11 protein-coding genes and 3 tRNA genes are annotated in these 13,699 nt (G+C 62.9%); 11 read left to right on the top strand and 3 right to left on the bottom strand.

From position 1 onward, the window contains the following. Window positions 1-95 precede the first annotated feature (95 nt). The 10 genes from LO55_RS21125 to LO55_RS21080 all read left to right on the top strand — a co-directional run bounded on the left by LO55_RS21125 (window position 96) and on the right by LO55_RS21080 (window position 9,759). Window positions 96-182 (top strand) — tRNA-Leu (locus LO55_RS21125). A 31-nt stretch (window positions 183-213) separates the two neighbouring features. After that, the gene (gene tig / locus LO55_RS21120; RefSeq protein ID WP_005671148.1) at window positions 214-1,554 is read left to right on the top strand and encodes a trigger factor; all 1,341 of its coding nucleotides are present in this window, start codon (window positions 214-216) and stop codon (window positions 1,552-1,554) included. A gap of 70 nt (window positions 1,555-1,624) precedes the next feature. Continuing rightward, window positions 1,625-2,248 (top strand): ATP-dependent Clp endopeptidase proteolytic subunit ClpP, encoded by a 624-nt coding sequence (gene clpP, locus LO55_RS21115; protein ID WP_005671146.1) that lies wholly within the window; start codon window positions 1,625-1,627, stop codon window positions 2,246-2,248. A 182-nt stretch (window positions 2,249-2,430) separates the two neighbouring features. Beyond that, a complete protein-coding gene (gene clpX / locus LO55_RS21110; protein WP_005671144.1) occupies window positions 2,431-3,699 on the top strand; it encodes an ATP-dependent Clp protease ATP-binding subunit ClpX in 1,269 nt (422 codons plus the stop codon). A 272-nt stretch (window positions 3,700-3,971) separates the two neighbouring features. Then, window positions 3,972-6,386: an endopeptidase La gene (gene lon / locus LO55_RS21105; protein ID WP_071362993.1), complete on the top strand. Its 2,415-nt coding sequence runs from the start codon at window positions 3,972-3,974 to the stop codon at window positions 6,384-6,386. A gap of 167 nt (window positions 6,387-6,553) precedes the next feature. Beyond that, window positions 6,554-6,865: an HU family DNA-binding protein gene (locus LO55_RS21100; protein WP_162819654.1), complete on the top strand. Its 312-nt coding sequence runs from the start codon at window positions 6,554-6,556 to the stop codon at window positions 6,863-6,865. 82 nt (window positions 6,866-6,947) lie between these two features. After that, a tRNA-Asp gene (locus tag LO55_RS21095) sits at window positions 6,948-7,024 on the top strand. Between the two features lie 26 nt (window positions 7,025-7,050). Continuing rightward, window positions 7,051-7,127, top strand: a tRNA-Asp gene (locus LO55_RS21090). 119 nt (window positions 7,128-7,246) lie between these two features. Continuing rightward, the gene (locus LO55_RS21085; RefSeq protein ID WP_083415490.1) at window positions 7,247-9,166 is read left to right on the top strand and encodes a SurA N-terminal domain-containing protein; all 1,920 of its coding nucleotides are present in this window, start codon (window positions 7,247-7,249) and stop codon (window positions 9,164-9,166) included. Between the two features lie 197 nt (window positions 9,167-9,363). Continuing rightward, window positions 9,364-9,759 carry a hypothetical protein gene (locus LO55_RS21080; protein WP_071362992.1) on the top strand — a complete coding sequence of 132 codons (396 nt, stop codon included), beginning with the start codon at window positions 9,364-9,366 and terminating at the stop codon, window positions 9,757-9,759. Here LO55_RS21080 and mnmH read toward each other — a convergent pair whose 3' ends face one another. Both mnmH and LO55_RS21070 read right to left on the bottom strand, forming a co-directional pair. Continuing rightward, complete coding sequence (mnmH, locus tag LO55_RS21075; protein ID WP_071362991.1) at window positions 9,760-10,815, bottom strand: tRNA 2-selenouridine(34) synthase MnmH; 1,056 nt, start codon at window positions 10,813-10,815, stop codon at window positions 9,760-9,762. 15 nt (window positions 10,816-10,830) lie between these two features. Continuing rightward, window positions 10,831-11,457, bottom strand: coding sequence for an arylesterase (locus LO55_RS21070; RefSeq protein WP_071362990.1), 627 nt, complete (start codon window positions 11,455-11,457; stop codon window positions 10,831-10,833). Between LO55_RS21070 and LO55_RS21065 the strand changes: the two genes are divergently transcribed. Next, window positions 11,456-12,184, top strand: a complete 729-nt coding sequence (locus tag LO55_RS21065; RefSeq protein WP_051205201.1) for an ABC transporter ATP-binding protein — start codon at window positions 11,456-11,458, stop codon at window positions 12,182-12,184. The genes LO55_RS21070 and LO55_RS21065 overlap by 2 nt on opposite strands. A gap of 5 nt (window positions 12,185-12,189) precedes the next feature. Here LO55_RS21065 and LO55_RS21060 read toward each other — a convergent pair whose 3' ends face one another. Next, on the bottom strand, window positions 12,190-13,689 hold the full coding sequence (locus tag LO55_RS21060) for a bifunctional ADP-dependent NAD(P)H-hydrate dehydratase/NAD(P)H-hydrate epimerase (protein ID WP_071362989.1): 1,500 nt from the start codon (window positions 13,687-13,689) through the stop codon (window positions 12,190-12,192). Window positions 13,690-13,699: the final 10 nt, after the last annotated feature.

The raw sequence follows: 13,699 nt of genomic DNA, 5'->3' as shown, positions 1-13,699 counted from the left end.
ATCGTTTGAAGTTGTAGCCCCTAAACATTGGAGTGCAGGGCGGCCGGTTTCACTGTCGGTCGTCCTTTGTTTTTGTGGCAATTATGCAATCCTGAGCGAGGATGGCGAAATTGGTAGACGCACCAGGTTTAGGTCCTGACGCCAGCAATGGTGTGGGGGTTCGAGTCCCCCTCCTCGCACCACGAATAATTATTTTTTTGGACGATTTTTACAATGGCAACTGCAGTCGAAACCCTGGGTAAACTCGAGCGTCGCTTGACGATCTCTTTTCCGGTCGCTGACGTCCGTACCGAAGTCGAAAAGCGCCTGAAACAGCAGGCCAAGACGGCCCGCGCGCCGGGCTTCCGTCCAGGTAAAGTGCCCCTGAAGATGGTCGCTGCCCAGTACGGCTACCAGATCGAAACCGACGTGCTGAACGACAAGGTCGGCCGCGCTTTCAACGACGCCGCCGTCGAGAACGAACTGCGCGTTGCCGGTTTCCCGAAAATCGAACCGAAGCAAGATGCGCCTGAAGGCACCCTGTCCTTCGACGCCACCTTCGAAGTGTACCCGGAAGTCGTGATCGGCGACCTGGCTGCCGTCGAAGTCGAAACCGTCTCGACCGACGTCAGCGACGTCGAGATCGACAAGACCATCGACATCCTGCGCAAGCAGCGCGTGCACTACCACACCAAGGGTGAAGCAGGCGAGCACGGCACCGGCGGCGAAGCCGTGGCTGCCAACGGCGACCGCGTGACCGTCGACTTCGTCGGCACCCTGGACGGCGTCGAATTCGCTGGCGGCAAGGCTGAAGACTACGCCTTCGTGCTGGGCGAAGGCCGCATGCTGCCGGAATTCGAAGCCGCGACCGTGGGCCTGAAAGTCGGCGAAAGCAAGACCTTCCCGCTGGCCTTCCCTGAGGATTACCATGGCAAGGACGTGGCAGGTAAAACCGCCGAGTTCACCATCACCCTGAAGGCCCTGGAGTGGGCGCACCTGCCGGAAGTCGACGCCGAATTCGCCCAATCGCTGGGCATCGAAGACGGCTCGATCGACAAAATGCGCGAAGACATCAAGGTCAACCTGGAACGCGAAGTGCGCGCCCGTGTCAAAGCACGTAACAAGGAAGCCGTGATGGACGCCCTGGTCAAGTCGACCGAACTGGACGTGCCGCAAGTCATGATCGAGCAAGATTCGGAACGCCTGGCCGAAATGACCCGCCAGGACATGGCGCAGCGCGGCATGGACGTGTCCAAGCTGCCATTCCCGGCCGAGATGTTCAAGGACAAGGCAGAGCGCCGCGTGCGCCTGGGCCTGATCCTGTCGCAACTGGTCGCCGACAACAACCTGCAAGCTACCCAAGAGCAGGTGAAGGCCCAGATCGAAGACTTCTCGCAAAGCTACGAAGATCCGAAAGAAGTCCTGAAGTACTACTTCAGCGACCGTCGTCGCCTGGGTGAAGTCGAAGCTCTTGTATTGGAAGAAAACGTCGTCAACTATGTACTCGGCAAGGCGAAAGTGTCGACCACGACCATCGCTTTCGATGAACTGATGGGCAGCGTCCCACAGGCCTAAAGAATCGAACTTGCCGGCCTCCAGGGCCGGCATTTTTTTCAATGGCCTCTTTATAAGGAACGAGACAGGTATGATTCGTAATCCGGCATTGGATACACAAGCACTCGGCATGGTGCCGATGGTGATCGAACAGAGTGGCCGCGGCGAGCGCGCCTATGACATCTATTCGCGCCTCTTGAAGGAGCGCGTGATCTTCCTGGTCGGCCCTGTCAACGACCAGATGGCGAACCTGATCGTCGCCCAGATGCTGTTCCTGGAAAGTGAAAATCCTGACAAGGATATTTCGCTCTACATTAATTCCCCGGGCGGTTCCGTCTCGGCGGGCCTGGCGATCTTCGACACGATGAACTTCATCAAGCCCGACGTCTCGACCCTGTGCACCGGTCTGGCCGCGTCGATGGGCGCCTTCCTGCTGGCCGCCGGCGCCAAGGGCAAGCGCTTCTCGCTGCCGAACTCGCGCGTCATGATCCACCAGCCATCGGGCGGATCGCAGGGCATGGCGTCGGATATCGAAATCCAGGCCAAGGAAATCCTGTACCTGCGCGAGCGCCTGGCGCGCATCATGGCCGACAACACCGGCCAGAGCATCGAGCAGATCCACAAGGATACCGACCGCGACCGCTTCATGTCTGCGGAAGAATCCGTCGAATATGGCATGATCGACAAGGTCCTGACCAGCCGCGGCCAAGCCTGAACCTCTTAGAGGTGTTGGAAAAAAACGCCCGGACGCGATCACGTTCGGGCGTTTGTTTTTTATTTCGGGTAGCATGTTCGTACGTGCACAAGTTGCGCTGCCTCGTCAGCGTGTAACATTCGCACTTGTTGCGTACGTGTATAAGCGTTATATTCACAGCAATTCAATAGAGTCCTGCCCCCATGTCAGACAAAAAATCCTCCAGCGGCGAAAAACTTCTGTACTGCTCCTTCTGCGGAAAGAGCCAGCACGAAGTCAAGAAGCTGATCGCGGGACCGTCGGTGTTCATCTGCGATGAATGCATCGACCTGTGCAACGACATCATCCGCGATGAAACGTCGAACGTCGAAACGGTGGCGGGCGCCAAGTCCGACCTGCCGACGCCACACGAAATCACCGAACTGCTCGACCAGTACGTGATCGGCCAGCAAACGGCCAAGCGTATCCTGTCGGTGGCGGTGTACAACCATTACAAGCGCCTCAAGCACCTGGGCAAGAAAGACGAAGTCGAACTGGCCAAGAGCAATATTCTGCTCGTGGGTCCGACCGGCTCCGGCAAGACCCTGCTGGCCCAGACCCTGGCGCGCATGCTCAACGTGCCGTTCGTGATCGCCGACGCGACCACGCTGACCGAAGCCGGCTATGTCGGCGAAGACGTCGAGAACATCATCCAGAAGCTGCTGCAGAGCTGCAACTATGAAGTCGAAAAGGCGCAGCGCGGCATCGTCTACATCGACGAGATCGACAAGATTTCGCGCAAGTCCGACAACCCATCGATCACCCGCGACGTTTCGGGCGAAGGCGTGCAGCAGGCGCTGCTCAAGCTGATCGAAGGCACGATGGCGTCGGTGCCGCCGCAGGGTGGCCGCAAGCATCCGAACCAGGATTTCGTGCAGATCGACACGACCAACATCATGTTCATCTGCGGCGGCGCCTTCGACGGCCTGGCCAAGGTGATCCAGAACCGTTCGGTCAAGAGCGGCATCGGTTTCGGCGCCACGGTCAAGAGCCAGAACGACGACTACAACGCCGAGATCCTGCTCGAAGCCGAGCCGGAAGACCTGATCAAGTTCGGTCTCATCCCCGAGCTGGTCGGCCGCCTGCCGGTGGTCGCCGCGCTGTCGGAACTGACCGAAGAAGCGCTGATCCAGATCCTGGTCGAGCCGAAGAACGCCCTGATCAAGCAGTATTCGAAGCTGCTCGAGATGGAAGGCGCCGAGCTGGAAATCCGTCCCGCCGCCCTCCACGCGATCGCCAAGAAGGCGCTGGCGCGCAAGACCGGCGCGCGCGGCCTGCGTTCGATTCTCGAGCACGCGCTGCTGGACGTGATGTATGAATTGCCAAGCCAGCAAAACGTCGTGAAAGTCGTCATCGATGAAAATACGATCACGAATGGCGCGAAACCTTTGCTGATTTATAGCGAAACCGCGAAGGCTTCGGGAGAGAACTGAAAAAAGCCCGCACGCACGCTACAAAAAGGCTTGCCGTGCGGACTTAACTAGGTACAATCAATCTCAATAAAAGACTTCGGCTTCAATCGAAAAGCCACTCGCGGCGCGCCGCGCGGTGGCTTTTTCGTTTTTAACGGCACTTTTATTGGAACGGCTATATTCTTCGACAAGTTGAAACTTTTTTACTTGTAGAAAATATTTTCACTGGGTGGCCCTTGTGTTTTCACTGCCCAGCGCCCAAGTTCAGCAACACGCTTTCTATAAGGTATGCCATGACAACTTCGAAATTAACCGAGCAAACGACGCTGCCGCTTCTGCCGTTGCGCGATGTGGTTGTGTTCCCGCATATGGTGATACCTCTGTTCGTCGGCCGTCCAAAATCCATCAAGGCGCTCGAAGCCGCAATGGAGCAGGGCAAGAGCATCATGCTGGCTGCCCAGAAGGCCGCCGCCAAGGACGAACCCTCAGCCGCAGACATCTACGAGATCGGCTGCGTGGCCAATATTCTGCAAATGCTGAAACTCCCGGACGGCACCGTGAAGGTGCTGGTGGAAGGTTCCCAGCGCGCGCGCATCGATAATATTACCGATGGCGCCACCCATTTCGTGGCCGACCTCACGCCGCTCAATTCGGAAATCGGCGACGATTCCGAAGTCGAAGCGATGCGCCGTGCGATCGTCCAGCAGTTCGACCAGTACGTCAAACTGAATAAAAAGATTCCGCCCGAGATCCTGGCTTCGCTGGCCGGCATCGACGACGCCGGCCGCCTGGCCGATACCGTCGCCGCCCACCTGCCGCTCAAGCTTGAGCAAAAGCAGGTGATCCTCGAGATCTTCAATGTCGCCAAGCGCCTGGAGCATCTGCTCGGCCAGCTGGAAGGTGAACTGGACATCCTGCAGGTCGAAAAGCGCATCCGTGGCCGCGTCAAGCGCCAGATGGAAAAATCGCAGCGCGAGTACTACCTGAACGAACAGGTCAAGGCGATCCAGAAGGAGCTGGGCGAAGGCGAAGAGGGCGCCGACATCGAGGAGCTCGAGAAGAAAGTCATCGCCGCCAAGATGCCGAAGGAAGCCATGGAAAAAGCCCAGGCCGAGATTCGCAAGCTCAAGCTGATGTCGCCGATGTCGGCCGAAGCCACCGTGGTGCGCAACTACATCGACACCCTGGTGTCGCTGCCATGGAAGAAGAAGTCGAAGGTGACCGTCGACCTGCAGAATGCCGAGAACGTGCTCGAGCAGGATCACTACGGCCTCGACAAGATCAAGGAACGCATCCTGGAATACCTCGCGGTGCAGCAGCGCGTCGACAAGCTGAAGGCCCCGATCCTGTGCTTCGTCGGTCCTCCTGGTGTTGGCAAGACGTCCTTGGGCCAGTCGATTGCGCGCGCCACGAACCGCAAGTTCGTGCGCATGGCGCTGGGTGGCGTGCGCGACGAAGCCGAGATCCGCGGCCACCGCCGCACCTATATCGGCTCGATGCCGGGCAAGGTGCTGCAGTCGCTGGCCAAGGTCGGCGTGCGCAATCCGCTGTTCCTGCTCGACGAGATCGACAAGATGGGCGCGGACTTCCGTGGCGACCCGTCGTCGGCCCTGCTCGAGGTGCTGGACCCGGAACAGAACCACACCTTCTCGGACCACTACCTGGAAGTCGACTTCGACCTGTCGGACGTGATGTTCGTGGCGACCTCGAACTCGTTCAACATCCCGCCGGCGCTGCTGGACCGGATGGAAGTCATTCGTCTGTCGGGTTACACCGAAGACGAAAAGACCTCGATCGCCCAGCGTTACCTGCTGCCGAAGCAGATGAAGAACAACGGCCTGAAGGAAGACGAGATCAAGGTCGAAGAGTCGGCGATCCGCGACATCATCCGCTATTACACCCGCGAAGCCGGCGTGCGTTCGCTCGAGCGCGAAGTGTCGAAGATCTGCCGCAAGGTGGTCAAGATGCTGCTGCTGAAGAAGGGTTCGACCGCGGCCGAGAAGCGCGTGATCGTGAGCGCCAAGAACCTGGATAAATTCCTGGGCGTGCGCCGCTACGACTTCGGCGTGGCCGAGAAGGACAACCAGATCGGCCAGGTGGTCGGCCTGGCCTGGACCGAGGTCGGCGGCGACCTGTTGACCATCGAAGCGGTCAATGTCCCGGGCAAGGGCGGCATCATCCGCACCGGCACGCTGGGCGACGTGATGAAGGAATCGATCGAGGCCGCCCGCACCGTGGTGCGTTCGCGCGCGCAGCGCTTCGGCATCAAGAACGAAGTGTTCGAGAAGACCGACATCCACATCCACGTGCCGGAAGGCGCGACGCCGAAGGACGGTCCGTCCGCCGGCATCGGCATGACGACCGCGCTGGTCTCGGCCTTCACCGGCATCCCGGTGCGCGCCGACGTGGCGATGACGGGCGAGATCACGCTGCGCGGCGAAGTGCTGCCGATCGGCGGCCTGAAAGAGAAGCTGCTGGCGGCGCATCGCGGCGGCATCAAGACGGTCCTGATCCCCGAGCAGAACGTGAAGGACCTGGCCGAGATCCCGGACAACGTCAAGAACAAGCTCGAGATCGTGCCGGTGCGCTGGATCGAAAAGGTCCTCGAGGTGGCGCTGGAGCGCCAGCCGGAAGCGCTGTCCGACGTGCCTGCGGTCGCTGTGGCGCCAGCCCCGAGCGAAGGGCAGGGCGAAGTGGTCAAGCACTAAGCACGTCGCGTAGTTCATGAATCAGGCGCCCATGCGGCGCCTGTTTTTTTGCCTGTACCGCCTGTATTGACGGGCGCCGTTGCCGATCGACCGAAGCCGCCCTCGACCCGCCTCGCTTGACATCCCTATGTTGCCCTTGTTTAATATGCGCTTGCACTTTTGCAGCAATGGCGCGGTGTGCGTCACGAACGAAAACGAGGAAACGAGTGAACAAGACAGAACTGATCGAAGAAATCGCGAAGTCCGCGGACATTACGAAGGCCTCGGCGACGCGTGCACTCGACGCCATGATCGAAGCGGTCACCGAAAGCCTGAAGAAGAACGACAGCGTCACGCTGGTCGGTTTCGGCACCTTCACCGTGGGCGAGCGCGCAGCGCGTACCGGCCGCGATCCACGCACCAAGGAACCCATCAAGATCAAGGCTGCGAAGGTTCCGAAATTTAAGGCTGGTAAAGCGCTGAAAGATGCTGTAAACTAATGCCTTCTTCGCGATGACAAGCGTAGAAAGCAACAGGATAACGTCGTATCCATCCTGGTGCTTGTTGTAGTGTTTATTTGCTGGAGCGGTAGTTCAGTTGGTTAGAATACCGGCCTGTCACGCCGGGGGTCGCGGGTTCGAGCCCCGTCCGCTCCGCCACCAAATAAACGCGATGACGAAAGTCTGGAGCGGTAGTTCAGTTGGTTAGAATACCGGCCTGTCACGCCGGGGGTCGCGGGTTCGAGCCCCGTCCGCTCCGCCAGAATTCAGTAAGATAGGGGCAGCTCTCAGAGCCGCCTCGAAACGAGAAGAGGCGAACGCGAGTTCGCCTTTTTTTTTAACTTGTGCTGTTAATGCATTCTCAACCTTGAATGGCTGACCATGTTTGAATTTATTCGGACCCACAAGCGCTGGATGTACGGGATCCTGCTGCTCTTGATCGTTCCCTCGTTCGTGTTCGTGGGGATGGAGAGTTACCAGAGCAACGATGGCGGCGCCGGTGTCGCCACCGTCGATGGCCAGAAGATCACGCAGCAGGAATGGGAAGACGCGCAGCGCCGCCAGATCGACCAGGCGCGCCAGGCGATGGGCGCGCAGTTCGACCAGAAGCTGTTCGAGACCTCGGAAGCCAAGCAGGCGATCCTGAACAACCTGGTGGCCGAGCGCGCCATCAACGCCGAGATCAACCGCGCGCACATGAGCGTGAGCGATGCGACCCTGCAGAAGACCATCATGGACATCCAGCAGTTCCGCCTGCCGGACGGCGGCTTCGACATGGAAGGCTACAAGGCCGCGCTGGCGGCGCAGGGCATGACGCCCGAGATGTTCGACCAGCGCCTGCGCCGCGACCTGACCGTGCAGCAGCTGTCGGGTTCGATCCAGGCCACCGCCTTCGCGCCGCGCACCGTGGCCAACCGCCTGTCGGACATCAACGACCAGGAACGCGAAGTGCAAGAGGTCCTGTTCCCGCTGTCGACCTATCTGCCGCAGGTGAAGGTCACCGACGAGATGGTCAAGGCCTACTACGACAAGAACGCGCAGCTGTTCCAGATCCCTGAGCAGGTGAAGGCCGAGTACGTCGTGTTCGATGCGTCGACCGTCGAGAACCAGGTGCAGGTGACCGACGCCGAAGTCACCGACTACTACAACAAGAACCTCAAGAACTACACCACGCCCGAGCAGCGCAGCGCGAGCCACATCCTGATCACCGTGTCGCGCGACGCCAGCGCCGCCGACCAGGCTGCCGCGAAGAAGAAGGCGGAATCGGTGCTGGCCGAAGTCCGCGCCAATCCGGACAACTTCGCCGCCATCGCCAAGGCCAATTCGCAAGACCCGGGCTCGGCGCAGTCGGGCGGCGACCTGGGCGTGGTCGAGAAAGGCCTGTTCGTGAAGTCGGTCGAGGATTCGATCTACGCGCTGAAAGAGGGCGAGACGAGCGGCCTGGTGCAGTCGGAATTCGGCTGGCACATCATCAAGGTCACCGGCGTCAAGCCGTCGTCGCAGCGCTCGCTGGACGACGCCAAGGGCGACATCGCCGCCGACCTCAAGAAGCAGAAGATGGCGGCAAAGTACACCGAACTGGCCGGCGTGTTCAGCGAGACCGCGTATGACCAGTCCGAGAGCCTGAAGCCGGTCGCCGACAAGCTCAAGCTGCAGATCCAGACCGCCGACAACCTGACCCGCACGCCGAATCCGGCGCTGGGCGACTCGCCGATCAACAATGCCAAGTTCCTGGCCGCCCTGTTCAGCGCCGACGCGATCAAGAACAAGCGCAATACCGAAGCGGTCGAAGTGGCGCCGAGCGTGCTGGTGTCGGGCCGCGTGGTGGAGTTCCGTCCGGCCACCAAGCGTCCATTGGCTGAAGTCGAAGCGCAGATCCGCCAGCGCGTGACCCTGGAAGAAGCGGGCCGCCTGGCGCGCGCCGCCGGCGAAGCGAAGCTGAACGCCGCCAAGGCATCGGGCGACGCCACCGGCTTCGGCGCGCCTGTGAGCGTGTCGCGCACCAAGGAGCCGGCCATCAACCAGACCGCCGCGATCGCCGTGCTGAAGGCCGACGTGACCAAGCTGCCGGCCTATGTCGGCGTCGAGGTGCCGGGCCAGGGGTATGGCGTCTACCGCATCGGCAAGGTGTCGCAACCGGCCCAGCCGGATACGGCGCGCCGCAAGCAGGAATCCGACCAGATCGGCAACCTGGTGGGCCAGCAGCAGATGTATGACTACGTCGAAGCGCTCAAGGCCAAGGCCAAGGTGAAGATCAACGTCAATCCGACTGAACTCGGCGCGAATACCGACGGTCAGTAAGTAGATCGTCGGACGACAAAAAGCCCGGCTGCGCGAGCAGCCGGGCTTTTTGCGTTGTAGCGGCCTGTCCCGGTCAGGCGCGTCCTGACAGCGAACGATAGCGTACGGAGGAACTCTGCAAAAAGTGGAAGGTCAATAACATGATTGGCTGCGCCATGATGACGAGACAAACTCTTTGACGCCGAAAGGAGAACTACGTGGACGACGACGAGGACTCGGTCGACCCGGGCTGGCAGCGCCTGTATGACGCCCTGGTCCTCACCTGCAAGTGGTTCGGCGACGAAAACGCTTTCGGGCACGCCGACTTCTGGGTGGTCGACGACGACTGGGGATGCCACAACCAGAAGCTCTGCGTGTCTTCCCAGGCCTTTCTCACACCGGAAGTCGCCCTGGCGATCCAGCGCTGCGTCAGGCAGGCCGGCGCTCCCGGGGCGCAGGTAATGATCCAGCTCGAGCTCCAGGGCGAGGCAGGCGCTGCGGTCCCTCCCGAGGGATTGATCGTCACGGCCGACGCCATCACCGAGTACTGGAATCTCGAGCGGGTGCGGGCGATCGTCGGCGACGACTTCTACCGCAGTCGCGCACCCAGTTAGCTAGGCGGCGTGCAGCCGGCGCGCCGCCTGCAGAAAGTCGTCCGGCGCGATGTCGTCCAGCGTCAGGACGTCGGCCTGCGGGTAACGCACGAAGTTGCGGTCGATCGAGCGCAGGTAGGCCGGATCGTAGTGCTGCGCCAGCAGCTGGTCGACCAGTTCCGCCATTTCGCCGCCGTTGGCCATCGCATGCCAGGCATCGATCTGCGCGCGGCCGTGCAGCTGCACCAGGTGATCGAGCTGGGTGTTGAGGGCCGACGGATCGGCGCAGAAGTGCTCGTAGTCTTCCATCAGCAGCCGCACGCGGTTCGGGCGCGACAGGTTGACGGCGATACAGGGCGAGGCGCGCATGCGCTCCATCACCAGGCCCGGAACGCGCAGGTTGCCGACCTTCTTGCTCTCGGACTCGACGAACACGGGTTTGCTCGGGTCGAAGCGGCGCAGCTTGTCCCACACCAGGCTTTCGAACATCTTCTGAGTCGGTTGCGGTTCGTTCGGCAGGTGGCCCAGCACCGAGCCGCGGTGGGCCGCAAGCTTCTCCAGGTCGAGCACCTGGGCGCCGATGCCGTCGAGCGTTTCGAGCAAGCGGCTCTTGCCGCTGCCGGTGGTGCCGCATACGACGCGAAAATTCAGTTCGGGCGGATTCTCCAGCGCCGTGCTCACGTGGGCACGATAGGCCTTGTAGCCGCCTTCAAGCTGCGCCACCGGCCAGCCGATTCGCGCCAGGATATGCACCATCGCGCCGCTGCGGTTGCCGCCGCGCCAGCAATACACCAGCACACGCCAGTCGCGCGGTTTGTCGGCGAACAGCGTTTCGATGTGGCGCGCGATATTGTGGGCGACGATCGGCGCGCCGACCTTCTTGGCTTCGAACGCGCCGACCTGCTTGTACAGCGTGCCGACCTGGATGCGCTGCTCGTCGTTCAGGACCGGGCAATTGATCGCGCCGGGAATGTGGTCGAGGGCGTACTCGGCCTCGCTGCGCGCGTCGATGATCGCATCGAATCCGTCGAGTTGCGGCAGCAGGGCGTCGAACCCCAGGACTTCCGGATACTTCATGCTCATTGAAAAAGCTTATTTCTTGATTAGCGCCGCGAACTGCGGCCAGATGTTGTTGAGGATGATCGGATGCGCCTGGGCCGTCGGATGCAGCCGGTCCTGCTGGAACAGCGCCGGCTTGTCGGCCACGCCTTCGAGCATGAACGGCACCAGCGGCGACTTGGTGGACTTGGCGACGCTCTCGAACATATTGAAGAAGCGTTCGGTGTATGCACGCCCGTAGTTCGGCGGCATGCGCATGCCGACCAGCAGCACGCGCGCCCTGGTCTCTTGCGCCATGGCGATCATGGCGCGCAGATTCGCTTCGGCCGACGGCACCGGCAAGCCGCGCAGGCCGTCGTTGGCGCCCAGTTCGATCACGACGATGTCGGGCCGGTGCTGCTTGATCAGGGCCGGCAGGCGCGCGCGGCCGCCGCTGGTGGTCTCGCCGCTGATGCTGGCGTTGACCACCTTGGCGTCGATTTTCTCGCGTTGCAGTTTCTGTTCCAGCAGGGCCACCCAGCCCGCGCCGCGCGCGATGCCGTACTCGGCCGACAGGCTGTCGCCCACCACGAGCACCGATTTTGGTGCAGAATAGGCGCTCGCCGTCGCGGCCAAGGTGAGGAAAGCGACGACAGTCAAATTTTTAAGAAAAGCTAGCATGCGTGATCATCCCGAGGCATTCAAAAACGGCGTCAGCGACGCCGGCGTTCATGCAGGCCGTCCGCCCGCGATCCAGGTAAGCGGTTTGTCGAAGAAGGTGGCCGACGCCAGCGGCGAGCTCACCATCCTGCAAAACGTCGATTTTACCGTGCAACCGGCCGAGACGCTCGCGCTCGTCGGCGCATCCGGCTCCGGCAAGTCGACCTTGCTCGGCCTGCTGGCCGGCCTCGACACGCCGTCCTCCGGCACTGTGCTACTCGATGGCACCGATATCTTCGCCCTCGACGAGGACGGCCGCGCCGCCTTTCGCAAGGCCAAGCTGGGCTTCGTGTTCCAGTCGTTCCAGCTGCTGGCCCACCTGACCGCGCTCGAGAACGTGATGCTGCCGCTCGAACTGCGCGGCGACGCCGGCGCGCGCGAGAAGGCGACCGAGATGCTGGGCCGGGTCGGCCTGTCCAGCCGCCTGAAGCACTATCCCAAGTTTCTCTCTGGCGGCGAGCAGCAGCGCGTTGCGCTGGCGCGCGCCTTCGTCACCGAGCCGCCGCTGCTGTTCGCCGACGAACCCACCGGCAGCCTCGATGCCGCCACCGGCGAATCCGTCATCCAGCTGATGTTCGAGCTCAATCGCGAACGCGGCTCGACCCTGGTGCTGGTGACCCACGATCCGGGCATGGCGGCGCGTTGCGGCCGGACCATCACCATTGCGGCCGGCCGCCTGGTCGAATAAAACCGTCAACCGCCGGCGGCATCCTTCGCCAGCCGGTTCACTACTTTGCGCACGGCTGCCGGCAGCTCGCCGGCGGTCATGCCGATCGGGCCGACGCCTTCGTCGACCAGCGCGTCGGCGGCAGCGCCATGCACCCAGGTGGCCGCGGCTGCCGCCTCCCATCCCGGCCAACCCTGCGCCAGCAAGGCGCCGCAGATCCCCGCCAGCACGTCGCCGCTGCCCGCCGTCGCCAGGCCCGCGTTGCCCGTGGGGTTGACCAGCACCTCGCCGTCGGGCCGCGCGATCACCGTGCCCGACCCTTTCAGGATCACCGTCGCGTTGGTGCGCAGCGCCATTTCGCGCGCCGCTTCCAGGCGGTCCGATTGCACGACCGCCGCGGTCATCCCGAGCAGGCGCGCGCCTTCGAGCGGATGCGGCGTCAAGACCGCCGGCGCCGTGCGCTGCGCCAGGCGCGATTGCAGGTCGGGACTCGCGCCGATCAGGTTCAGCGCATCGGCGTCGATCACCAGCGGGCTGTCGCTGTCGAGGGCCTTGGCCAGCAGGCGGATCGCATTGGCCGAGTCGCCCATGCCGGGGCCGATCACCAGGGTGCGGCCAAGGAAATCGAAGTCGTCGGCCGCGCGGAACATGATCTCGGGCTGGCTGCTGTCGTAGCCGGGCGGCGTGCCCAGCGCGGCGACGAAGACGCGGCCGGCGCCGGCATACAGCGCGCCGCGTGCGGACAGCACCGGCGCGCCGGCCATGCCGTGGGCGCCGCCGACGATGGCGACGTCGCCGAAGCTGCCTTTATGGCTGTTGTGGCGGCGCGCCGTGAAGCGGCCGGCGAACAGCGGCAAGCCGTTCAGGCGCGCCGTCGCGCGCGGCAGCGCATCGACGCCGACGCCGAGCATGTCGACCCGTACCTGGCCGGCATGGTCGCGGCCATCGGCCGTGTGCAGCCCGGGCTTGTCGGCGAGGAAGGTGATCGTGTGCGTGGCGCGCACCGCGATGCCGTCCGGGCCGATCACGGCGCCGGTGTCGGCGTCCAGCCCGCTCGGCACGTCGAGCGCCAGGATCGGGCAGCGGATCGTCTCGAGCCCGACCACGAGTTCGCGGTAGTCGCCGTCGACCGGTCGCTCCAGCCCGATGCCGAACAGGCCGTCGATCACCAGGCCCCATTCGGCGCCGGGCGGCAGCATGTCGATCCAGCCGACCGAGCCGGCGCGGGCGCGCTCGTAGGCGGCCGCCGTCTCGGCCGAGGCGTCGCGCCGGCCGGGCAGGTGCAGGACGGTGGCGTCGACGCCGGCCTCGGCCAGGTTGGCCGCGGCTTCGAGCGCGTCGCCGCCATTGTTGCCGGGGCCGGCCAGCACCAGTACCGGCCGGTCGCGCCGGTCGCCCAGCAGCTCGAGGGCGAAGTCGGCGGCAGCCTTGCCGGCGCGCTGCATCAGGATGCCCGGCGCCAGGCCGGCGTAGGCTGCTTGTTCGATGGCGCGCAGTTGCGCGACCGTGTAAAGATGTCGTTCCATGCTCGTGTCT

It is taken from the genome of Massilia timonae (assembly GCF_001866515.1).
Taxonomy (GTDB): Bacteria; Pseudomonadota; Gammaproteobacteria; order Burkholderiales; family Burkholderiaceae_D; genus Telluria; species Telluria timonae.
Note: the sequence above shows the minus strand (reverse complement) of the source record. Positions and strands in the feature narration are given on the sequence as shown.